Below are 22,015 nucleotides of genomic sequence, written 5' to 3'. Positions count from 1 at the left end.
ATTCTTAGACTATATCTTATAAGCAATAACAACCACTAACTGGCAATAATGGTCTTAGACTGTTAAACACCCCTTGTTATTTCTCTGAGCCTGTTTTCTTTAAGCCCAAATTTTGGAATTTTTTGTTAAATTTAGCCAATTGTCCGCCGCTATCGATCAAACGATGAACACCTGTCCATGCCGGATGGGATTTAGGGTCAATTTCCAAACGCATGGTATCACCAGCTTTGCCCCAGGTGGTTTTTGTTTTGTGGCTTTTGCCATCCGTCGTAATGACTGTAATTTCATGATAGTCCGGATGAATATCTTTTTTCATAATAGCTTTCCTTCAACATACCTAGTAATAAAACTGATAATAACCATATCGGTAAAAAGAGACTATAAAGCGCGATTGCTTATAAAAGTCAATGGCTTTTCTATCTGTCTTCTAACGTTTTGACAAACGAAATTTACTATGGCAGGTTCCGCACCCTACCTTAGATAAATTTCCCAACTGCTCTTGGGCAGCGGCAACGTTCCCAGCTTGCAGAAAAGTAGTGATTTTATCTATTTCCGTAGCCAATATATTGGCACTGGCTACAAAATCATCCCAATTTTTCCAAATAGTTGGACTAGCAGTCGTTTGATAGGGTGGATTTCCAGTGTCTTGGGGGAAGTAATTGGGCAGCAATTTTGCGGTTTTCTGTAAGCTTTCAAGAATTAATAAGGCGGCTTGATTGTCTTTACCAATTAACTCGTTTAATTGCCGGCCGCTTTGGCCAAAAGTTTTCATTAAGTTTTGCCGCTCCTTAATGATATTATCCACCGACGTAGGAGTGACGGCATAAGAAATGAGTGCAAAGCTACTGACAAAAACGAGACTAATAATCGCAGTGGTTTTTTTTAAGACTGACATTATGGTAACTCCAACCCAATGAAATATTTTTTTTAATTATGGATAATGGCCTGTTAACAAAATGACTCTAATGTATTATAACGATTATGGCAATTGGTGAGGTAGAATAATTTGGCTTTCGTTGATACAGCAGATATTCAGAATAGGTATTAAGATAAGCAATACATTCTGTTAGTTAAAAATAGGATAAAAAACTTTTTTAATAAAGGATTTAAGAAGTTTCATGAGAAAAAAAACATTATTTGGCTTAGTAAACCTTTTTATCTTAAGTATTTTAGGGGTATTTCATCCTCAAATAGGATATACCCAAATTACTTTCAATAAAGAGCCGCTTATTATAAAATCAGGCGATGGTAAAGAAAAAACATTGACTGTTGAAATTGCTGCCACTCCCCAGCAGCGTCAACAAGGGTTAATGTTCCGTAGGGTTATGCCAGCTGATCAGGGGATGCTTTTTCTTTTTGAAACACCCCAGATCATCGGGATGTGGATGAGAAATACCTATTTGCCCTTGGACATGTTGTTTATTGATAGGCAAGGTAAGATTATCGGTATTAGCAAAAGGGTCATCCCGCAGTCTGATAATCTTGTTGTTTCGCCGAAATTGGCAATTGCCGTTTTGGAAATTAATGGTGGGGTCAGTGACAAATTAAATATTCAGGTTGGGGATCAGTTGATCCATAGCTTTTTCATTCATGCAAATAAGCCCACAGCTGAGAAGTAACGATTGGCCAAAGCTCAAGCTAATCTGATAGCTGGCGGCCATGATAGCGGTCTGGATTAAACCGTAGGGCTTAATTGTTCAATCGCCGATTTGGTAAGTTGAATATATCTCATTGATTTGCTGGGTAACGCGGATAAAGGTCGTACGTTTTGATAATTCCTTTAGTTGCTGTGCACCAACATAGGTGCAGGTTGAGCGTAATCCCCCCATAATATCAAAGATCGTATTTTCGATGGCGCCGCGGTAAGGGATGTTAACGGATTTTCCTTCGCTTGACCGATATTCCTCGACTTTTCCGTGGTGCTTATTCATCGCCTCACTCGAGCTCATGCCATAAAATCTTTTAAATTTTTGCCCTTTATCGATGAAAATATCGCCGCTGCATTCATCATGCCCAGCAAGCATTCCCCCAAGCATCACAAAATCCGCACCCGCCGCAAATGCTTTGGCAACATCACCGGGGACGGTACAACCGCCGTCTGAACATACCAAGCCCTTTAAGCCATGGGCTGCGTCGGCACATTCGATCACAGCTGAAATTTGCGGATACCCGACCCCTGTTTTTTTTCGGGTTGTACATACTGATCCAGGACCTATGCCAACTTTTACAATATCAGCTCCGGACAGGATTAATTCCTCGGTCATTTCACCCGTTACCACATTCCCTGCCATGATGATTTTTGAAGGGAACGCATCCCTGGTTTTTCTAACGAAATCAACAAAATATTGGGAGTAACCATTGGCAACATCCAAACAAATGAAAGGCAGATCAGCCTGTCGCATAATGATTTTTAATTTATCAAAATCATCTTGTTTGATCCCGGAACTGATAAAAACATAATTTAATGTTTCTGGATGCTTTTGGGAAAATTTCTGCCATTCTTCAACGGTCATAAATTTATCGATAGCAGTCATTAAATGATGTTTAGCCAGGGCATTTCCTACAGAGAATGTGCCGGTATGATCCATATTAGCCGCAATAATGGGAACACCCTCCCATGTTTTATCAGTATGCCTAAAATTATACTTCCGGTTTAAATTGACCTCTGCGCGCGATCTTAAAGTGCTGCGCTTCGGGCGAATCAGGACATCTTTAAAATCAAGTTTAATTTCTTCTTCAATACGCATATCACATAAACCCCGTTTTGATGGTGACCAATACCTAAAAATTGGATATTTAGGAAAACTTGTAGAAATTCGTTGAAATGGGCAGTAAAAAAATGCCTGGTTTCTGGCAGCTATTGTTGAAAAATTACCTGATACTGTCAACCAAAGATTTTTTGATGGGGCAGAAATGTTTTTGTTACGTCGTATGATAAAGATCATTGTGAAGCAAAAAATAAAATTGAAATAAATGATCGTTGAATCATATTTACATTTTTTCTTCTTGCTGTATTGATTGCGTATCAAATACTTAAGGTAAAAATTGATCAACATTCTTATCAATCCGGCCCCCCATGAAAATAATTGCAGGAAATAGTAACCGCGTTTTGGCAACCGCAATCTCGGCACAGCTGAATATCCCTTTAACAAATGCCAGTATCAGAAGATTTGCTGATATGGAAATATTTGTTGAAATATTAGAAAATGTACGTGGGGAAGATGTATTCGTTATTCAATCCACTTCATATCCAACCAATGATAATTTAATGGAATTACTTATCATTATGGATGCCTTGAAACGTGGGTCTGCCAAACGTATTACAGCAGTTATCCCTTATTATGGATATGGCCGCCAGGATAGGAAGTCAGGCCCGCGTACGCCTATTTCGGCTAAACTTGTCGCTAACCTTATCACCGTTGCAGGGGCTAATCGGGTATTAACTGTCGATTTACATGCCGGACAGATCCAGGGTTTTTTTGATATTCCCACCGATAATTTGTTGCCTGCGCCCGTTTTAAGTAAAGATATCCAAATGCGCTATGGTACGGATGGCATTACTATCGTTTCGCCGGATGTAGGTGGCGTTTTAAGAGCCAGAACAATTGCCAGGCGTATCAATGCCGATCTGGCTATCATCGATAAAAGGCGTGAAGCCGCAGGCATTTCAGAGGTTATGAACGTGATTGGGGACGTAAAGGGTAAGCGTTGCATCATTATTGATGATATTGTTGACTCGGCTGGAACTATTTGCAATGCGTCGATTGCCTTGCGTGAGCATGGGGCTATATCTGTCAGTGTTTATATTACCCACGGAGTCTTATCGGGGGGGGCATTAGCAAAAATTAATAATTCACCTATTGATTTAATGATGATTACCGATACAATCCAGGCAACAGAAGCAACGCAATCAATTAACAATATTCATCAGTTGACCTTGGCTCCTCTAATTGCTGAGGCTATTCGACGGATCAGTGAAGAAAGGTCCGTATCGAGCTTATTTGACTAATGGTGGCCGCCGCTTTGCAGTTCTTTTTTCTGTTAGAGGAAGAAAGGGATAATAAGCTATTGAAATTAAAAATAAAATAAGGTATCAATTCGCCCGGACCTAAGGGTTTTATGCGTAAGGAGATTAATCGTATGTCAGAAGTGCAAATATTAAAGGTTGAAAGCCGTGAAGAGATGGGCAAAGGTGCGGCGCGTGCTATTCGTCGGGCTGGTAGGGTGCCAGGAGTCGTTTACGGCAATAAGCAGGAAACGGATCTTATTTCTCTTGATCCAGCAGAATTAAAGCGGAATTTACATAAGACCGGTTTTTTTGCGACCCTATTTGATTTGAAAATGGGTAATAAAACGGTACGTGTTTTACCAAAGGATGTTCAATTGCATCCCGTCACCGATATTCCGCTGCACGCTGATTTTATGCGAATTTCCAAGAATAGCAAAATTCATGTGAACGTTCCGGTGCAATTCATCAACGAAACACAATCGCCTGGAATTAAACGTGGTGGCGTATTGAATATCGTGCTCCATCAAGTCGAGTTAATTTGTTCCCCAGAAAATATTCCTAATGTTATAACCATTGATTTAAGTGGATTAGAAATTGGGGATAGCATTCATATTAGTAAAATTCAGTTGGATAAAAATGTGATACCGGCCATTGCCGATCGCGACTTTACCATTGCGACCATTGCCGCACCAAGCGCTTTGAAGGGCGATGCGGAAGCTGATAAGGCAACGGCGGATCAAGCAGCAGCGGCTTCAGCAGCAAGTACAGCAGCCCCGGATGCGGGCACTGCCAAACCGGCGGGTGAGAAAAAGTAACAATCCAATGCTGATTTTGGCCGGATTAGGTAATCCTGAACCAACCCATCGTCTCAATCGGCATAATATTGGGTTTATAGCGGTGGATGAAATCATCCGCCGCTATGCTTTTTCTGGGGGTAAAATGAAGTTTAAAGGCTTGCTTTATGACGGTATGATTGGCACAGAGAAGGCGATTATTATAAAGCCGCAAACCTATATGAATAAATCAGGCGAATGCCTGGCAGCTGCGTGCCAATTTTATAAAGTATCCCCAGAAAATTTATTGGTTTTTTACGATGAACTGGATTTGCCGCAAGGTAAAATCAAGGTGAAGCAAGGTGGGGGCAATGCCGGACATAATGGATTGCGTTCCATTGACGCGCATTTGGGGGAGAATTATTGGCGCATTCGTATTGGCATCGGCCATCCTGGCAGGAAAGATTTAGTGCATTCCTACGTATTATCAAATTTTACAACAAACGAGCAAGATTCCTTAGCACCCTTGATTAAAGATATAGCCGAACATATAACAGTTTTAATGTCTGGGGATGCCAATGGTTTTATGAATAAGCTATTCCAAACAAAGAAAGTTTTATCTAAACCACTTTCCACGGACTAATTGATCATTTTTAAAGGAAAATAAATATGGGGTTCAATTGCGGTATTGTCGGCTTGCCAAACGTAGGTAAGTCAACCCTTTTTAATGCTCTGACCAGTTCGGCTGCAGCCCAAGCGGCAAATTATCCATTTTGTACCATTGAACCAAATATTGGCAGGGTTGGGGTTCCTGATTCCCGGTTACATAAATTGGCGCAACTGGCTAAATCGGCAAAGATTATCCCGACGCAATTAGAGTTTGTGGACATAGCTGGTTTAGTAAAAGGGGCTAGCCAAGGGGAGGGGTTAGGTAACCAATTTCTAGGCCATATCCGCAGTGTAGATGCTATTTGCCATGTTGTACGTTGTTTTGAGGGGGATATTACCCATGTGGAAGGCACGGTTGACCCCATCCGTGATATAGAAATCATCAATACAGAATTGTTATTATCAGACTTAGAAAGTTTGGAAAAAAGAAAAGAAGCACTTGCTAAAAAAGCGCGCGTGGGAGATGTGGAGGCAAAAAAATTCTATGCCTTCTTTGAAACCATCTTGCAACATATCCAAGCGGGTCATGCGGCCAGAACTTTCAAGGTACTAGCAAATGATGTGGCATATTTCAGTCAGTTGCAGTTGATTACGGCGAAACCGATTGTTTATGTGTGTAATGTAGATGAAGCTTCTGCCGCAAAAGGGAATCTATATTCCGAACGGGTCGTTAAGTACGCCGCAGCGGAACAATCCTTGTCCGTGGTAATCTCGGCAGAAATTGAGGCCCAACTCTCTCTCTTGCAAGATCAAGAGGAACGCTTGGATTATTTGCGTAGTATGGGTTTGCAAGAAACAGGGTTAGATCAGGTTATTAAAGCCGGTTTTCGCCTATTAAACCTGCTAACATTCTTTACAATTGGTCCCAAAGAAGCGCATGCTTGGACAGTTAGACGTGGTACAAAAGCACCGCAGGCGGCTGGAGTTATCCATAGCGATTTTGAGAAAGGTTTTATTCGGGCAGAAACAATTTCCTATGCCGATTATGTTAATTATGGTGGCGAAGCTCAAGTAAAGGAAGCTGGTAAGATGCGCTTAGAGGGTAAAGAATATATGACGCAAGATGGGGATATCTTCCATTTCCGTTTTAATGTTTAACGTCTTATATCATACTTAAGTTGTCGTAATAATCGCAAAACGGGTTGACTTAAGCCCTATGGAAAATAGGGCAAATATATCAGTTATTTATTTTAAGCGAGACCAAACCCGTTTCTTCGCAGCATATAAAATAATTGTTAAAACACTTAAGAAAATAATAACCTGAAGCCCTAGTCTTTTCCGGGCTTCTAATTCTGGTTCAGCAGCCCAGGCTAAGAAAACGGTAACATCTTTTGCCATCTGGGCAATACTTGCCTCGGTTCCATCGCTATAAGTAACCAAGCCAGCGGCTGACAAAGGTGGGGGCATGGATATCTGGTGGCCTGCGAAATGGCGGTTATAATATCTGCCTTCAGGCACGGTTACGCCAGCGGGGGGGGTATCATAACCCGTTAATAACGCATAGAGATAATCCGCACCACCTTCCCTGGCTTTGACAATTAAAGATAGATCAGGTGGATAAGCACCATTATTATTGGCGCGTGAGGCTTGTTCATTAGCAAAGGGTGCCTTAAAAAAATCACTGGGAAGACCGGGGCGTTCAAAAAATTCCCCTTCATCATTCGGGCCATCGGTAATTTGATCTTGGGCGGCAATTGCTTTGACCTGGTCTGCGGAAAAACCAAGCTCTTGTAAATTACGGTAAGAAAGTTTAGACGCCGAATGGCAAGCAGAACAAACCTCACGAAATACCTGTAACCCACGTTGTTGCGCTGCCCGATCAAAAGTTCCAAATAACTTCGTAAAACTCCAATCTTGCTTAGGAATGCCTTCCCCATTACTTTCAGCCAAGGCCGTATTCAACGTCAGGCTACCCGTTAATAACATCACCGTAAAAGGTAGTTTGAAAAAAGATGGAAACATTGTGCGCTATCCTCAACTGTTCTTAGAAGCAGGGGTATCCGTCGGGTAAATGGGTTGACTAATGCTGCTGGGTAATGGCTTGGGCTTTTCAATCAAGCTGATCAAAGGCAACAAGATAATGAAATAGCCGAAATAGAAGGCTGTTGAAATGCGGGAGATTAGAATAAAATTACCCTCCGGTGGATTAGCACCGCAATACCCCAAAACAAAACCATTCAGGACAAATAAAGCGAAACACCATTTGAAGATGGGCCTGAATTTTCCGCTGCGAACCGGAGAACGATCAAGCCAAGGCAATAGGAACAGAATGCCAATAGCCCCGCCCATCATTAAAACACCGCCCAACTTGGAAGGGATCGCCCGCAAAATGGCATAGAAGGGTAAGAAGTACCATTCTGGCACGATATGGGCAGGTGTCACTAAAGGATCTGCTGGAATATAATTATCGGGGTGGCCCAAATAATTGGGGTTAAAAAAGATAAAATAACTGAAAATAATTAAGAAAATCCCCAAGCTAAACAGATCTTTCACCGTGTAGTAGGGATGGAAAGAAATTTTATCCTGCGGCCTTTTCAAATCAATTCCTAAGGGATTATTGGAACCAAAGCGGTGAAGGGCCAACACATGAAGAAAAACCACACCTAAAATAACAAAGGGCAATAAATAGTGTAGAGCATAAAAACGATTAAGGGTAGGGTTATCAACTGAAAAACCGCCCCACAACCAAGTCACAATGTCATCGCCCACCAAGGGGATAGCAGAAAATAGGTTCGTAATGACGGTTGCTCCCCAATAACTCATTTGTCCCCAAGGCAGTACATACCCAATAAATGCCGTCATTATCATCAGGAAGAATATGACCACCCCTAACATCCATAATAACTCACGCGGTGCTTTAAATGACCCGTAATACATCCCACGGAAAATATGGATATATACCAATATAAAAAACATCGAAGCGCCATTCATATGGATATAACGGATCAGCCACCCATAATTCACATCGCGCATAATTTTTTCAACGCTGTCAAAAGCTAACAAGGTATTGGCAGTATAGTGCATGGCTAAGACAATACCAGTGGCAATCATGACCATCAGCATAAAACCTGCAAGGAAACCGAAGTTCCAAAAGTAATTTAAATTTCTGGGAACAGGATATTCGTATAATTCATGATGCATCGTGCTGAAAATAGGAAGACGATGGTCAATCCAACGAACCAAGCGATTTTTAAATACCACACTCATGCTAATTTTCCTTAGCCTATGCGAACAATCTTATCATTAATAAATTCATATGCCGGGACCGGTAGATTTAACGGTGCTGGCCCTTCTTTGATTCTACCAGATGTATCATATTGTGAACCGTGGCAAGGGCAATACCAGCCGCCAAATGCCCCTCGATTATCACCAATTTTTTGACCACTTGGAACGCAGCCAAGATGGGTACAAATGCCTACCACAATTAACCATTCAGGTTTTTTTACCCGGTCTTTATCTGCTTGTGGGTCAGGGAGGTCCTTAATATTGACGCTTTCAGCGGATGCAATTTCCTCCGGTGTACGGTGGCGAATAAAAACAGGTTTTCCCCGCCATTTAACGGTAATGCTTTGCCCGACGGCAATTTTTGAAATATCAATTTCTATGGATGATAAAGCCAGTACATCACGGGCGGGGTTCATTTGCTGGATAAACGGCACGGCAACAGCACCAACACCGACTGCAGCTGTGGCGGTGGCAGCTAAAATAAGAAAATCCCGCCTTGACGGGTTTTCTTTATTTTCAATCTTATCTGACGTTTTCTTTTCTACCATTCTTGACGCTCCGCTTGATGACAGCGCTTTTTCTTCAAATTTATTTATAGATCTACCATCTCTGCTTATACCTGATATAGTGATGTTCTCAACAAAAATTTTATCTGCCAGACTGTTTCATTATTAGAAGTTGTTGAAGTTCGGGTAATCATTCGCTAAATATGCGTCAAACAGCCGCATTTTGTAGCAATAGCAAAAGCTTTTCAATAGGTACCTGCTATATGTCTTAACAATTAGGTAAGAATAAATCAAATGCGATTAATTATTTTTCAACCTGACATCGCACAAAACACAGGTGCAATGCTGCGTTTAACAGCGTGTTTAGGTATTGAAACCGATATTATTGAGCCATTGGGTTTTATATGGGATGTCCGCCGGTTAAAGCAAACTGCCTTAGATTATTTTAATCCTGAAAAAGTCCATCGCTACCGTTCTTGGCAAGAATATGAAAAAGTAATGCTATCACGTCCAAACCGATTGGTTTTGTTAACGACCAAGGGTGAAGAAAGATATGATGAGTTCCGCTATGCCAGTGACGATTTATTGATAGTTGGACAAGAAAGCCAGGGTGTTCCAGAGCAATTGCATCGGCAAGCCTTTGCCCGTGTTTATATCCCGATGATGCCGATGATGCGTTCCATGAATGTGGCCATTGCCGCGGGCATTGTCTTGAGTGAAGCTTTGCGGCAAACCAAACAATTCTCTAAATAATGAGAGCAAGATGCCAGAAAATTATCAGCAGTATCAGGAAAAATCTTCACATTGGTTTCAAGAATTGCAGCAGAAGATTTGTCATAAAATTGAAAATTACGAATCCTTATTTATCAAAAAAGGCTTGAAGGCAAAAGAAAAACCGAAGAAATTTACTGCTAAAACTTGGAAACGTACAGATCCCTTATTGCCGCCCGGGACAGCTGCGGGTGGCGGTGAAATGCGAATTTTGAAGGGGCATTTATTTGAAAAAGCAGGTGTTAATTTTTCAGCTGTTTACGGATTGTTTTCAGAGGATTTCCGTCGGCAAATCCCAGGAGCGGAAAAGGACGGTAAGTTTTGGGCAAGCGGGATTAGCGTTGTTATCCACCCATACTCCCCATTCATTCCCACAGTTCATATGAATACCCGCATGATTGTTACCTCAAACAAGACCTGGTTTGGGGGTGGGGCGGATATTACACCCATGACAGCGGATTTTACAATTAACCAGCCGGAAATTCATCGTTTTCATCAAGTTTTAGAAGGAATATGCAATCGCCATAATGAGGATTACTATGTCCGATTTAAAAAAGCGTGTGATGATTATTTTTTTATTAAACACCGTTCCGAGGCGCGCGGGGCAGGGGGAATTTTTTATGATTATTTAAACACCGGCAACCCGGAACAGGATTTTGCTTTTACCAAAGATGTTGGGGTGGGTTTCCTTGAGGTTTATAGTGAAATAATTGAAAAATTGATGGATTTAGAATGGGAAGAACAGCATCGGCAAGAACAGTTAATAAGGCGTGGGCGATATGTAGAGTTTAATTTACTGTATGACAGGGGAACTATTTTTGGCTTAAAAACCGATGGGAACGTTGAAGCTATTTTAATGTCATTGCCACCTTTGGTATCTTGGCCATAAAGCTATTAGTATGTTACTATTTGCTGGCGGCAATCAAGCCTTTTACATATTCCATACATGCGGTGTGATCAGGCCTAAAGTCGTGTTGCCGCCACCATCTTTTGACCTCGTCTAGTAGGCGGCCAATTTCCTTCCCTTCCCTGATATTCAGTTTTAGGACATCATCTCCCTTAATAGGAAATACAGGATTTTCCCATATTTTGCAGGCTTTGTCATATAGTTCAAGGTCGTTGAAAATGCTTTTCAAAGTGGTGGATTTGGTACACAAATCTATGGCTTCTTGAAGCAGCAGGAGGTCTAGGGAGATTTCAGGGCCGTGATCATATAAAAATTGCCGTATGGTTAATGGTTCAACAGGCTTAATTTTGCCGGTGTGGTGGTAATAACTTAATAGCTGTTGTTGTTGCCGACTGGAAAATTTTAAGATCTTAGAAGTTTGCAGATAATCTTTTTCTGAGGCGGAGGACAACAAAGCAGCTAAACGCCTAAGCGGGTCAATTTTTAGGCTAAAATTTTTATTTAAAAGGTTAACTTCGATAAAAAGCAGTGATTCTAATGTTTTTAAATTGAAGAAAAATGGCAAGAATTGTTGCAACAATTTTGTTTTATTCATATCCAATAATGTGGGGTAAGGATCATGGGCGGATAAAATCTTTAAGAATTCCTGCCTAATCCGTTCACCGGAAAGTTTGCTAATCAGATTAGCATGCTGACTAACCAATCCTAATGTTTCAAGGGATAAAGGGCTTTTGCCGTAATAGCACTGGAAACGGAGTAAACGAAGGATTCTTAAATGGTCTTCCTTAATCCGATCAAGAGGGTTTCCGATAAAACGGACAATCCCTACTAGTAAATCGCTTATTCCATCAAAATAATCAAACAATTCACCCTCTGCCGTTAGGGATAAGGCATTAAAAGTAAAATCCCGCCTGGCGGCGTCCGCCTGCCAACTATCTGTAAACTCAACTAAGGCTCTGCGGCCATCGGTTTCTTTATCCTGCCTTAAAGTGGTTATTTCAAAGGGCTGGTGGTTGCTTACAATCGTGACTGTACCATGCTTCAGCCCGGTTTCATAAACAGCAAAATCATGGTCACGGAACAAGGAAATAATGGCGTGGGGCAATAAAGGGGTGCAAATATCAATATCTTTAACCGGGCGTTTTAAAATGCCATCCCGTACACAACCGCCAACAAACCGAAAAGGCGCCTGATTTTTTACAAAACAATCAATTACCCGTTTCGTCGAAGCGTTATTAATCCATTCTTGCTTCAACAAGCTTTTGCCTAAAGTTTGGTTTTTCAGAAAACTCATTTTATTTCAGTGGCTTCATCTTTAGGGGTTAATGTTCCTGGGATAATTTGACCATCAATTAAGCGCGATGGTACGTAGTGAACGTCTTTGGCGCTCTGATTGGTTAATTCGACGGCAAGAATAGTTATCCCTGCCAAAGCACCCCCTAGGACAAATAACCAACCCCAGGGAATGACTGCTGGTTTATGGGGATTTTTATGATTCTGGTAGACCGCATAAACAAGAAAAATCAAGATAGGCAATAAGAAAGGCAGAAGAATCGTTAATAATAACCGCATCATGGTATGTTATCCGCTCTCTGGGATAAAATTTTATGAGATACAAAATGTAACATTCTAATATCTCATATTACATTTGGACAAGCCATCCCTTAATTATAGCGATCTGCTTCCATATTATTGATTTTATATATGAAAAGCAGCTTTGTAATTTCATCATTTTTCCTGTATAAGGATAATAACTAATTAAATTTTTCTTTAAAAATTCTTATTGAAACGAATTATACAGCATAGATGGATCATCAAATGACAATTTCTGTAAATAGTGCTAGCAATAATCAAGCCGTAACGAAATCTGTTGATATGGTAAGTCAAAAAATTCAACAGGCCAAGCTGGCTGTATCAAAGGTCATTTTTGGGCAATCGCGCGTCATTGAAGAATCGGTGATCAGTATTCTTTCCGGCGGGCATTTATTATTGATAGGGTTGCCGGGTTTGGCCAAAACAAAATTGGTTGAAACCTTAGGGAAAGTTTTGGGTCTGCAGGAAAAACGTATCCAATGTACCCCGGATTTAATGCCAGCAGATATTCTAGGTTCAGAAATTTTAGATCAATCAACCACCGGTGAAAAAAGTTTTCGTTTTGTGCCGGGGCCGGTTTTTGCCCAATTACTTATGGCGGACGAAATTAACCGGGCTAGTCCCAGAACACAATCAGCCTTATTGCAGGCGATGCAGGAAAAAAGGATTTCCATAGCGGGATTATATCACGACTTGCCGAAACCGTTTCATGTCATGGCGACCCAAAACCCCATTGAGCAAGAGGGGACTTACCCGTTACCTGAAGCCCAATTGGACAGGTTTCTATTGCAGGTTGATATTAATTACCCAGACCGCGCAGCAGAAAAATTAATGTTATTAGCCACCACAGGTGCCAGCGAAGCCCCAGCCCAACAGGTGTTAAGCACAGATGATTTATTAGAAGCCCAACGCCTGGTAAGGCAAATACCCGTGGGAGACCAGTTGGTAGAAGCAATTTTGAATATTGTCCGTAATGGGCGCCCCGATAGCAGCAATATTGAAGAAATTAAGAAATATGTTGCCTGGGGGCCAGGACCGCGTGCCACCCAGGCTTTAATGTTGGCTTGCCGTGCCCGGGCGTTGCTGGAAGGCAGATATGCACCTAATTTTGAAGATATTATAGCTTTGGCAAAACCCATCCTCCGGCATCGGATGGCCTTGAATTTTACGGCCCGTTCGGATGGAATGGGCCTTGATCAGATTATTGATATCTTATGTCAGCGGGCTCAGAACTAATGGCTAATCCTATCCAATCGCTGAAAATAAAAGAACAAGCCCAAGATATAGCGGCCACATTGCCATCGCTTGTTTTATCGGCGCAACGGGTGGCTGATGTGGTGGCCCAGGGTGTCCATGGCAGGCACCGCGCGGGCCCTGGTGAAGAATTTTGGCAATACCGCCAATATCAGCAAGGGGATGCGGCCCGTTCAATTGATTGGCGTCGTTCAGCTAAAAGCGATCAAGTTTATATTAAACAACGGGAATGGGAAATTCCCCAAACTGTCTGGTTATGGTGTGACCATTCTTTATCCATGCAGTTTTCTTCGGATTCTGCTTGGCCAGAAAAAATGTACCGGGCAGAAATTTTGCTGTTGGCCCTGGTTATTTTATTGACGAAAGCAGGTGAGAGGGTTGGATTGATAGGAAGTGAAATGACGCCTTCATCTGCCCGTTCCACTGTTAATCCCATGGCTGCCCATCTGATTACCCAGCGGACGGCACCGTCTGATTCTATTCCCAATATCGACGCCTTATCCAATAATAGCCGCTTGGTCATGATCAGTGATTTTTTTCTTCCCACGGCAATTTTCCAACAAAATATCCTTAATTTTGCAAAACGGAGTGGGGAAGGATGTTTGTTACAAATTTTGGACCCAGCTGAAGAAGAGTTTGATTTGCAAGGCCGGATCCTTTTCCAAGGACTTGAGGATAACCAAAAAATCCTGATTGAAAAAACCCAATCTATACGTACCCTTTACCAGCATCGCTTGCTTGCTCACCGCTTGGAATTAGAAAATACCTGCCGTTCTTTAGGGTGGAGTTTTTTACATAGCCATACTAACAAACCGGCAGTTTCCACTTTAATCACCTTATATGGGTTGTTGAATAAACAAGGGAAAAGCTAGAACACATGTTTGGCCTGGAAAATATTAGTTTTTTATACCCCTGGGTGTTGGGCGGGCTGATTTCGTTGCCTGTTTTGTGGTGGCTTATGCGTTTTCTGCCACCTAGGCCTCGTTACCTTCGGTTTCCTGCCCTTATTTTTCTCTTGGGTTTGGATAAACAGGAAAAAACTTCAGCCCAAACTCCTTGGTGGTTATTACTACTTAGATTGCTGATAGCAGGGTTTTTTATTATTGGCCTGTCCCAGCCGATTTGGAAAAATCGGCAACTATTTAAACAAACTGGCCCAGTGATTGTTATTGTGGATAATGATTGGTCGATAGCGACTTCCTGGAATGACTATCGCCAGAAAATTTATGATCTTTTAGTAAAGGCGGAACAGGAGCAGAAAGAAGTATTATTAATCCCTACCGCGTCGATTGACCAAGGGTTTAGCCCGTCTTTTTTTTCGGCCGTTCAAGCCAGAACTTTTTTAAATACATTGCAGCCCCAATCTTGGTTCGTTGACCGGCAAAAAGTTAAAACCACTCTAGAACAGCTTACCTATGAAGGAACACCTAATATTTTTTGGTATAGCAATGGCCTTTTAAATGTTCATCAACAAGATAGTGTTGATCAGGCATTTGCTGATTATTTGATCAAACTGGGAGAGGTGCATTTCTTCATACCAAACGGGGAAAATTTACCACTACTAATCCAAAAAGCAGAATTTTCTGCGGATAGTATGAATGTATTAGTTATCCGTCCTTCTGCTGAAGCGAATGCCAATGTCAAAATCGTTGGTTATGATAACCAAGGTTCTGTGCTTTTTAGCGAAACGGGGCCATTTGCTGATAATAATCAAGCACTGATCAAAGTGGCTTTACCGAGTGAGCTTAGAAACCGTTTGCACCGAATTGTCTTGGTAGGACAATCCCAGGCGGGGGCAATTTTATTAATTGATGACCAATCAAAAATTAAACCGGTCGGCATTTTATCGACCGGGGCGCTTTCAGCAAGCCAACCTTTGTTATCCGATATATATTTTGTCCAAAAAGCTTTAAGCCCATATAGTGAGGTAAGGGTTGCTGAAGAAATCAGTAAACTTCTAGAACGGCCTTTATCATTGCTGATTTTGGTAGATGTGGGGAAGCTTAACTCCTCCGACGAACAAAACATGTCGGAATGGATTAAAAATGGCGGTACTTTACTGCGTTTTGCGGGCCCTAGATTGGCACAAAACGCCGATAGTCTTTTGCCAGTTAGATTAAGGGCACGGGATCGTAGTTTAGGGGGAGCATTATCATGGTCATCGCCAGCAAGATTAGCACCTTTTCCAAGCAATAGCCCTTTCCAAGGCTTGGTCGTTCCTGAAGATATCGTGGTTCTACGCCAAGTATTGGCAGAGCCGGATACGCAGCTAACCTCTAAAACTTGGGCAAGATTAGAAGATGGAACCCCCTTAATTACCCAGGAAATCATGGGCAAGGGACGGATTGTTTTGATCCACACAACCGCTAATCCCGATTGGTCAAATTTTGCTTTATCAGGGCTTTTTGTCCAAATGTTACAAAAGATTCTGGATGTTTCAACCGGCACGGGTGGCGTGGTAATTACCATGGAAACCTTGCCCCCCCGCCAGGTTTTAGATGGGTGGGGTAATTTAACCCTGCCGTCTGCTCAGGTGTTATCGGCTAGTCCAGAAGTTTTTAATGAGGCAAAAATTGACTGGCAGCATCCGCCAGGTTTTTACGGACGGCAAAATGTTCAACGGGCGTTAAACTTGGGTTCTGCCGTGCATCAATATAGAATTTTTCCAACAATTGAAGGAATGTCTGCGGAAGAAATATCGACCCAGCAAGAAAGCATAGATTTTAAACCCTATTTACTTACCCTTGTTTGTTTGTTGTTCTTACTGGATTTATTGGTTTCTTTAGCAGTGCTAAGACCGGGAATAAATCGAAGGATGCCAGCACAATTGGCATTATTCGCCTTTATAATGGCTGGATTTGGACTGATTTCCACCCTAGGATATACGCAAACTGTTCCACGTATGACGGGTTTAAACGATAAAACAATTATTGATTTAACCAAAATCACGCGTCTCGCTTACATCAAAAGCGGTATAACTGAAATCGACCGTGCCAGTCAGCGCGGATTAGCAACCTTGTCGGCAATTGTTAATAGCAGAACGTCGGTTGTTTTGGGAGACCCTGTGGCTGTTGATCCTGAAAAAGACGAATTGTCTTTTTACCCTTTTATATACTGGCCGGTTGTGGCTGAACATCCTCTTCCCAGTGAAAATGCCCGTCGCCGTTTAAACCAATATTTACGTACCGGCGGGATGATTGTTTTTGACACGCGGGACCAAGGGGTTGCATCTATCGGGGAAACGCCAGCCCAACAGCGGTTGCAGCAAATTGCAACAGGTTTAGATATCCCACCCTTAAAAATTATTCCGAAAGATCATGTTTTAGGCAAAAGCTTCTATTTACTAAGCGAATTTCCTGGAAGATGGCGCAGCCAATCTATTTGGGTTGAGCGTGATGAAAATATAGCAAATGATGGTGTTTCCTCGGTTATTATCGGGGGGGCTGATTGGGCAGCGGCATGGGCTTATGATGAAAATGGCAGGCCCATGTTCCGGGTGGTTCCGGGTGGCGATAAACAACGGGAAATGTCTTTCCGATTTGGTATAAATCTGATCTTATATACTCTCACCGGACAATATAAATCCGATCAAATCCATGTTCCAGCGATTTTGGAAAGATTAGGTGAAAAATGACGCCAGCTGTTCAAGAATCTTTTCGCGTAGCATTTTGGCCGCTTATTCCTGATTTGTTTCTATATATCCTTATGGGATTCTGGCTGGTTTTTCTTGGTTTTGCTTTATATAAACGGCAAAAAGGTGCTTGGTGGCGTGGGTTGGCGGCCTTATTTTTCTTGCTGGCCCTGGCTAATCCGCAATCTATTGAAGAAAAAAGACTGTCCCAAGCAAGCACGGCGATTGTTTTGGTGGATGATTCTGGCAGTCAAGGACTGGCAGATCGTACCATTCAAACAGAACAGGCCGTTAAAAGGATTTTAGAGCAAAACCAAGGCTTGATAGAACTGAAAGTGGTTCACCTGCGGGAATTGGGGAACCAGTATCTTTCTAGTACTTTAATTGGCGGCGCTTTACAGCAATTATTACAGGATATACCGGTGTCTAAATTAGCTGGTGTTGTTGTCATCAGTGATGGCCAGGTTCATGACATCAAAAAATTACAAGAATTAAATCTACCGGTGCCGCTTCATCTGTTATTAAGTGGTAAACCAGGGGAAAAAGACCGGCGTTTAAAAATTATTGATGCTCCCGCTTTCAGTATTGTAGATCAGCAAGTTACCTTGATTGTTCGGGTAGATGATTTTCCCAGCAACGCACAAGGCCCTATTAAACTGCATTTGCGTCAAAACAATTTAGCTGCCAATGATATCGTTATCCAAAGCGGTATCGATCAACCAGTCACAGTCAAGATTGATCACATTGGCCAGAATGTCATCGAATTATCTGTTGACCCGATTGACCAGGAATTAACAACAATTAACAACAAAACTGCTTTAACAATCAATGGTATTCGCGATAGATTAAGAGTATTATTAGTATCGGGCGAACCATATCCAGGAGAACGGGTATGGCGGAATTTATTAAAATCTGACCCGGCAGTGGATTTAATCCATTTCACCATTTTACGCCCTCCAGAGGTTCAAGATAATACCCCCTCCAACGAATTGTCGCTTATTCCTTTCCCTACCCAGGAATTGTTCGATAAAAGTTTAAAGGGTTTTGATCTTATTATTTTTGATCGGTATTATCGCCAGGGATTATTGCCGCGCAGTTATTTCGATAACATTGTAAAATATGTGCAAGAAGGCGGGGCGCTGTTTGAGACATCGGGGGCCCAATATGCCACGCAAATGGGTTTATCAACCTCACCGCTTGGTAAAATATTACCAGGGGTACCAACAGGCAAATTGTTTGAAAAAGGTTTCATGCCAACCATTACGGAACTTGGGCGCCGCCATCCTATTACCGCGGGTTTGGGTGAAACGAATGGACAGAAAACAACCTGGGGCCGTTGGTTCCGGCAAGTGGATGTAAATGTCCCTTCAGGTGATGTGCTAATGTCGGGGGAACAAAATAAACCATTATTGGTTGTTAGAAGGGTAGGGAAAGGGCGGGTGGCCCAGTTAATGAGCGATCATATTTGGCTTTGGTCCCGTGGTTTTGAGGGTGGGGGGCCGCAAGCGGAATTGTTGCGCCGCCTGGCCCATTGGTTAATGAAAGAACCAGAGTTGGAGGAAGAATCCCTGACAGGTAAAATTGTTGATGGAAATTTAGAAATTGTCCGGCGTTCCCTAAAAAATGATCCCTTGAACATTGAAATAACGGGGCCGGATGAAAATAAAACAGCTCACCTTATAACTCCTGGCGCTGATGGCAAAGCCTTTCTACGTCTTCCTGCTTCATTACCGGGATTATACCGGATAACCGATCAGAAGTTTTCTGTATTGGTGGCAAATGGGTTGTCCGAGTCACAAGAATTTAGTGACATTATTTCAACAGCTCAGTTGTTAAAGCCGGTTATCGATCAAACCACGGGGGTAATTATCCGTTTAAGTGAATATCCGGATTTTAATTGGCAAATTGTCCAAAAAAATAGGGATAGCGGCGGCAAGAATTGGTTTGGTTTTAGGGCGCGCGATAATTATCAAGTGGTGGGTGTCGATCAGGCCAATATCTTATCGCCATATTTATTAATTTTGCTGGGTATTAGCGCAAGCTTTATGGCTTGGTACCGGGAAGGTAGATAATCATAAAAAAGGCTTGGTAGGACCCTGCCTATTGCATAACTGTCTCATTCAAAATGATTGAATCCCAGGACATACTTCCTCTGCCTTTCTGAAATATTTGCAAAATTGTTATTCCTGTTTATGGTGGATAAAATAGGCTCCTTTGAATTTTTTAAATTCTAATCTAAATCGAGATAAAATGGAAAAAACGCTCTCTCTTTCACCTAGTATACCTCGACGGGCAATGATTGCTGCTTCCTTAGGGGCGGTTTTTGAATGGTATGATTTCTTTTTATATGGCAGCTTAGCAATTTTTTTGGGGCGATTGTTTTTTCCATCCGACGATCCTCTGGCATCTCTTCTAACGACTTTGGCGGTTTTTGGGGCAGGTTTTGTCGTCCGGCCGCTTGGCGGGGCAGCTTTTGGTTATATTGGGGATAAGATTGGGCGGAAAGTTGCTTTCCTAGCGACCATCATCACGATGGGTTTATCAACCGCGTTGATTGGGGTTATACCAACCTATGAAGATATTGGGATCTTTGCCCCAATCATTTTGGTGCTATTAAGATTATTGCAAGGACTAGCATTGGGTGGAGAATATGGGGGGGCTGCCATCTATGTAGCGGAACATGTTTCGCCCTATCGCCGAGGATTTTATACCAGTTGGATCCAAACGACCGCGACCCTTGGATTTTTAATTTCTTTGGTGGTTATTTTAACCTGCCGACAATTGATAACAGCGGATGATTTTAAGTCTTGGGGTTGGCGGATCCCTTTTTTGTTTTCTCTTATTTTGTTGGGTATTTCTATTTATATCCGTTTAAAACTAAAAGAATCTCCCATTTTTAAAAAAATGCAGCAGGAAGGGCAATTATCAACAAGGCCTTTAAAAGAAAGTTTTCTAAACTCTGCCAACAGATATTATTTACTTTTGGCATTAGTGGTAACGGCAGGTCAGGGTGCTATTTGTTATGCAGCCCAATTTTATGCCTTAATTTTTCTACAAAACAGCATTAAATTAGATATGGTCACTAGTTACCTGCTAGTTGGTGGCGCCCAAATTGTTGCCATCCCTTTCTTTCCGTTATTCGGTTGGCTTTCAGATAAATTTGGCAGGAAAATTATTTTACTGGCGGGTTTTTGTATCCCTGCCGTCACTCTTCTGCCCGCTTTTGAAAAACTTAGCCAGTATATTAATCCTGATTTAGTCAAGGCAGAACAGTCTTTCCCAATTGTGTTACATACCAATCCTTCTTGTGCAACGGAGTGTCAGGAAGCTGTAAAGTTTCTGAACGCTCGCGGCATTTCTTATGAAAAAAGCAGTGTAATATCGGATAACGCTAGAATTCTAACTTTACGTATCGGCAGCTCCCAAGAGATTTATTCTTTTGAGGCGGATCAATGGAATAATCTTTTAAAGCAAGCAGGCTACCCAGCCGCTATTGATTACCACCAAATTAATTATTTAGGGGTAATGGGCATTTTATCATTTTTAATGATTTGTGTTGCTTTGGTTTACGCGCCTATTGGGGCTTTCTTGGTGGATATTTTTCCGGCACGTATCCGCTATACATCCCTTTCCGTTACCTATCATATCGGCAGCGGTTGGTTTGGCGGGTTTATGCCCTTTGTGGCAACCGCTTTAATCTCCCGTACGGGGAATATCCATGCCGGTCTCTGGTATCCAACCATTGTGGCTGCAATTGTTTTTCTGCTATCTCTTTTTCTGCTGTCGAGCCGCACCATTGCCCAACGGATGGTGGATGATAAAAAATTATTGCCACCAAGCTAAGAATATCAGTTTTGCCGTTTTACGTGCATGATAACAAAGCCATCATACCCTTTACTGCCAACTGTTTGCACAGCGGTGGCAGTGACCTTTTTTTCGCGACCCAGTATCTGATATAAATCCCGCGTTCCTTGGACACTGGGATCTTGACTGTTGGGGTCAATAATTTGGCCATCACGAATAACATTATCAATAACGATAATGCTGCCGGGATGTGACAAGCGAAGGGCCCACTGGAAATATTGGGCGTTGTTTGGTTTATCAGCATCAATAAAAATAAAATCAAAAGAAGGATGCCCTTGGCCCGCAAGCGTTGGTAAAATGTCTAATGCCCGGCCAATCTTGATATGGATCAGATGGGATAGACCGGCGGATTTAACATTTTCAGCAGCTATTTGGGCATGATGGGGATTCGCTTCTAAGGTTATTAAAGAACCATTAGTAGGCAAAGCCCTGGCCAACCAGATTGAGCTGTAGGCACCTAGGGTGCCAATTTCTAAAATATTTTTTGCCTGACAGCTTAAGGCCAATATGTGCAAAAATTTTCCTTGGTTAGGCGCCACATGGATAGAAGGCAATCCGTTCTTCAGGCTATTTTTTAGAACGTTGTCCAGAATCGGGTCAGGCCCTAGCAAATTATCTGTAATAAAGCGATCAACATCAGCCCAAGAATTTCGCATGGTTAAAAACTTTAAAAAAAACGACAAGAATTATTGTTTATAATAAAAATCAAATTCGCTTTAAAAAAAAACAAAAAATGGTGGGCCCGGCAGGACTCGAACCTGCGACTACACCGTTATGAGCGGCGGGTTCTACCAACTAAACTACAGGCCCATG

21 protein-coding genes and 1 tRNA gene are annotated in these 22,015 nt (G+C 42.0%); 12 read left to right on the top strand and 10 right to left on the bottom strand.

Features of this window, described 5'->3' with window-relative positions; genetic code table 11:
- Positions 1–76: 76 nt before the first annotated feature.
- A complete protein-coding gene (gene rpmE, locus IPP67_01845) occupies positions 77–316 on the bottom strand; it encodes a 50S ribosomal protein L31 (protein ID MBL0337943.1) in 240 nt (79 codons plus the stop codon).
- A 111-nt stretch (positions 317–427) separates the two neighbouring features.
- Complete coding sequence (locus IPP67_01840) at positions 428–895, bottom strand: cytochrome c (GenBank protein ID MBL0337942.1); 468 nt, start codon at positions 893–895, stop codon at positions 428–430.
- A 223-nt stretch (positions 896–1,118) separates the two neighbouring features.
- Between IPP67_01840 and IPP67_01835 the strand changes: the two genes are divergently transcribed.
- Positions 1,119–1,619, top strand: a complete 501-nt coding sequence (locus tag IPP67_01835) for a DUF192 domain-containing protein (protein MBL0337941.1) — start codon at positions 1,119–1,121, stop codon at positions 1,617–1,619.
- 78 nt (positions 1,620–1,697) lie between these two features.
- On the opposite strand, the gene IPP67_01830 is transcribed toward IPP67_01835, so the two are convergent.
- A complete protein-coding gene (locus IPP67_01830) occupies positions 1,698–2,747 on the bottom strand; it encodes a GMP reductase (protein MBL0337940.1) in 1,050 nt (349 codons plus the stop codon).
- Positions 2,748–3,076: 329 nt separating this feature from the next.
- On the opposite strand from IPP67_01830, the gene IPP67_01825 reads away from it, so the two are divergent.
- The 4 genes from IPP67_01825 (at position 3,077) to ychF (ending at position 6,549) form a co-directional block, all read left to right on the top strand.
- Positions 3,077–4,009: a ribose-phosphate pyrophosphokinase gene (locus tag IPP67_01825; protein MBL0337939.1), complete on the top strand. Its 933-nt coding sequence runs from the start codon at positions 3,077–3,079 to the stop codon at positions 4,007–4,009.
- Between the two features lie 131 nt (positions 4,010–4,140).
- Positions 4,141–4,824 (top strand): 50S ribosomal protein L25/general stress protein Ctc, encoded by a 684-nt coding sequence (locus IPP67_01820; protein MBL0337938.1) that lies wholly within the window; start codon positions 4,141–4,143, stop codon positions 4,822–4,824.
- Between the two features lie 7 nt (positions 4,825–4,831).
- Positions 4,832–5,425, top strand: coding sequence for an aminoacyl-tRNA hydrolase (locus tag IPP67_01815; GenBank protein MBL0337937.1), 594 nt, complete (start codon positions 4,832–4,834; stop codon positions 5,423–5,425).
- Positions 5,426–5,451: 26 nt separating this feature from the next.
- Entirely contained in the window at positions 5,452–6,549 is a 1,098-nt protein-coding gene (gene ychF, locus IPP67_01810) for a redox-regulated ATPase YchF (GenBank protein MBL0337936.1), read from the top strand.
- Positions 6,550–6,636: 87 nt separating this feature from the next.
- Here ychF and IPP67_01805 read toward each other — a convergent pair whose 3' ends face one another.
- Genes IPP67_01805 through petA form a run of 3 tightly spaced genes read right to left on the bottom strand, consistent with a single transcriptional unit; the run spans position 6,637 to position 9,224 of the window.
- Positions 6,637–7,413 (bottom strand): cytochrome c1, encoded by a 777-nt coding sequence (locus IPP67_01805; GenBank protein MBL0337935.1) that lies wholly within the window; start codon positions 7,411–7,413, stop codon positions 6,637–6,639.
- Between the two features lie 12 nt (positions 7,414–7,425).
- On the bottom strand, positions 7,426–8,658 hold the full coding sequence (locus tag IPP67_01800) for a cytochrome b/b6 (protein MBL0337934.1): 1,233 nt from the start codon (positions 8,656–8,658) through the stop codon (positions 7,426–7,428).
- Between the two features lie 11 nt (positions 8,659–8,669).
- Positions 8,670–9,224, bottom strand: a complete 555-nt coding sequence (petA, locus tag IPP67_01795; GenBank protein MBL0337933.1) for a ubiquinol-cytochrome c reductase iron-sulfur subunit — start codon at positions 9,222–9,224, stop codon at positions 8,670–8,672.
- A gap of 252 nt (positions 9,225–9,476) precedes the next feature.
- Between petA and IPP67_01790 the strand changes: the two genes are divergently transcribed.
- A complete protein-coding gene (locus tag IPP67_01790; GenBank protein ID MBL0337932.1) occupies positions 9,477–9,935 on the top strand; it encodes a hypothetical protein in 459 nt (152 codons plus the stop codon).
- Between the two features lie 10 nt (positions 9,936–9,945).
- Positions 9,946–10,842, top strand: a complete 897-nt coding sequence (gene hemF / locus IPP67_01785) for an oxygen-dependent coproporphyrinogen oxidase (protein MBL0337931.1) — start codon at positions 9,946–9,948, stop codon at positions 10,840–10,842.
- A 16-nt stretch (positions 10,843–10,858) separates the two neighbouring features.
- Here hemF and IPP67_01780 read toward each other — a convergent pair whose 3' ends face one another.
- A complete protein-coding gene (locus IPP67_01780; GenBank protein MBL0337930.1) occupies positions 10,859–12,154 on the bottom strand; it encodes a CCA tRNA nucleotidyltransferase in 1,296 nt (431 codons plus the stop codon).
- Positions 12,151–12,435 carry a hypothetical protein gene (locus IPP67_01775; protein ID MBL0337929.1) on the bottom strand — a complete coding sequence of 95 codons (285 nt, stop codon included), beginning with the start codon at positions 12,433–12,435 and terminating at the stop codon, positions 12,151–12,153. Before IPP67_01775 ends, IPP67_01780 begins: the two co-directional genes overlap by 4 nt.
- Before the next feature lie 243 nt (positions 12,436–12,678).
- On the opposite strand from IPP67_01775, the gene IPP67_01770 reads away from it, so the two are divergent.
- From IPP67_01770 to IPP67_01750, 5 genes are all read left to right on the top strand, one after another.
- Positions 12,679–13,689: a MoxR family ATPase gene (locus IPP67_01770; GenBank protein MBL0337928.1), complete on the top strand. Its 1,011-nt coding sequence runs from the start codon at positions 12,679–12,681 to the stop codon at positions 13,687–13,689.
- Complete coding sequence (locus tag IPP67_01765) at positions 13,689–14,579, top strand: DUF58 domain-containing protein (protein MBL0337927.1); 891 nt, start codon at positions 13,689–13,691, stop codon at positions 14,577–14,579. Before IPP67_01770 ends, IPP67_01765 begins: the two co-directional genes overlap by 1 nt.
- Before the next feature lie 5 nt (positions 14,580–14,584).
- The gene (locus tag IPP67_01760; GenBank protein ID MBL0337926.1) at positions 14,585–17,341 is read left to right on the top strand and encodes a DUF4159 domain-containing protein; all 2,757 of its coding nucleotides are present in this window, start codon (positions 14,585–14,587) and stop codon (positions 17,339–17,341) included.
- Complete coding sequence (locus tag IPP67_01755) at positions 17,338–19,410, top strand: hypothetical protein (protein ID MBL0337925.1); 2,073 nt, start codon at positions 17,338–17,340, stop codon at positions 19,408–19,410. The genes IPP67_01760 and IPP67_01755 overlap by 4 nt, the downstream gene beginning before the upstream one ends.
- A gap of 178 nt (positions 19,411–19,588) precedes the next feature.
- Positions 19,589–21,181, top strand: a complete 1,593-nt coding sequence (locus tag IPP67_01750) for an MFS transporter (protein MBL0337924.1) — start codon at positions 19,589–19,591, stop codon at positions 21,179–21,181.
- Between the two features lie 5 nt (positions 21,182–21,186).
- Here IPP67_01750 and IPP67_01745 read toward each other — a convergent pair whose 3' ends face one another.
- Positions 21,187–21,858, bottom strand: coding sequence for an O-methyltransferase (locus tag IPP67_01745; GenBank protein MBL0337923.1), 672 nt, complete (start codon positions 21,856–21,858; stop codon positions 21,187–21,189).
- A gap of 78 nt (positions 21,859–21,936) precedes the next feature.
- A tRNA-Ile gene (locus IPP67_01740) sits at positions 21,937–22,012 on the bottom strand.
- Between the last annotated feature and the right edge of the window lie 3 nt (positions 22,013–22,015).

The organism is Rhodospirillaceae bacterium (assembly GCA_016722635.1).
In the GTDB taxonomy this organism is placed as follows: Bacteria; Pseudomonadota; Alphaproteobacteria; order JAEUKQ01; family JAEUKQ01; genus JAEUKQ01.
This window is presented reverse-complemented; position numbering and strand designations above follow the sequence as displayed.

Bases quoted from the DNA above. Each gene is read 5' to 3' on its own strand.
- rpmE (MBL0337943.1), bottom strand. From the start codon at position 316: ATGAAAAAAGATATTCATCCGGACTATCATGAAATTACAGTCATTACG.
- IPP67_01840 (MBL0337942.1), bottom strand. From the start codon at position 895: ATGTCAGTCTTAAAAAAAACCACTGCGATTATTAGTCTCGTTTTTGTC.
- IPP67_01835 (MBL0337941.1), top strand. From the start codon at position 1,119: ATGAGAAAAAAAACATTATTTGGCTTAGTAAACCTTTTTATCTTAAGT.
- IPP67_01830 (MBL0337940.1), bottom strand. From the start codon at position 2,747: ATGCGTATTGAAGAAGAAATTAAACTTGATTTTAAAGATGTCCTGATT.
- IPP67_01825 (MBL0337939.1), top strand. From the start codon at position 3,077: ATGAAAATAATTGCAGGAAATAGTAACCGCGTTTTGGCAACCGCAATC.
- IPP67_01820 (MBL0337938.1), top strand. From the start codon at position 4,141: ATGTCAGAAGTGCAAATATTAAAGGTTGAAAGCCGTGAAGAGATGGGC.
- IPP67_01815 (MBL0337937.1), top strand. From the start codon at position 4,832: ATGCTGATTTTGGCCGGATTAGGTAATCCTGAACCAACCCATCGTCTC.
- ychF (MBL0337936.1), top strand. From the start codon at position 5,452: ATGGGGTTCAATTGCGGTATTGTCGGCTTGCCAAACGTAGGTAAGTCA.
- IPP67_01805 (MBL0337935.1), bottom strand. From the start codon at position 7,413: ATGTTTCCATCTTTTTTCAAACTACCTTTTACGGTGATGTTATTAACG.
- IPP67_01800 (MBL0337934.1), bottom strand. From the start codon at position 8,658: ATGAGTGTGGTATTTAAAAATCGCTTGGTTCGTTGGATTGACCATCGT.
- petA (MBL0337933.1), bottom strand. From the start codon at position 9,224: ATGGTAGAAAAGAAAACGTCAGATAAGATTGAAAATAAAGAAAACCCG.
- IPP67_01790 (MBL0337932.1), top strand. From the start codon at position 9,477: ATGCGATTAATTATTTTTCAACCTGACATCGCACAAAACACAGGTGCA.
- hemF (MBL0337931.1), top strand. From the start codon at position 9,946: ATGCCAGAAAATTATCAGCAGTATCAGGAAAAATCTTCACATTGGTTT.
- IPP67_01780 (MBL0337930.1), bottom strand. From the start codon at position 12,154: ATGAGTTTTCTGAAAAACCAAACTTTAGGCAAAAGCTTGTTGAAGCAA.
- IPP67_01775 (MBL0337929.1), bottom strand. From the start codon at position 12,435: ATGATGCGGTTATTATTAACGATTCTTCTGCCTTTCTTATTGCCTATC.
- IPP67_01770 (MBL0337928.1), top strand. From the start codon at position 12,679: ATGACAATTTCTGTAAATAGTGCTAGCAATAATCAAGCCGTAACGAAA.
- IPP67_01765 (MBL0337927.1), top strand. From the start codon at position 13,689: ATGGCTAATCCTATCCAATCGCTGAAAATAAAAGAACAAGCCCAAGAT.
- IPP67_01760 (MBL0337926.1), top strand. From the start codon at position 14,585: ATGTTTGGCCTGGAAAATATTAGTTTTTTATACCCCTGGGTGTTGGGC.
- IPP67_01755 (MBL0337925.1), top strand. From the start codon at position 17,338: ATGACGCCAGCTGTTCAAGAATCTTTTCGCGTAGCATTTTGGCCGCTT.
- IPP67_01750 (MBL0337924.1), top strand. From the start codon at position 19,589: ATGGAAAAAACGCTCTCTCTTTCACCTAGTATACCTCGACGGGCAATG.
- IPP67_01745 (MBL0337923.1), bottom strand. From the start codon at position 21,858: ATGCGAAATTCTTGGGCTGATGTTGATCGCTTTATTACAGATAATTTG.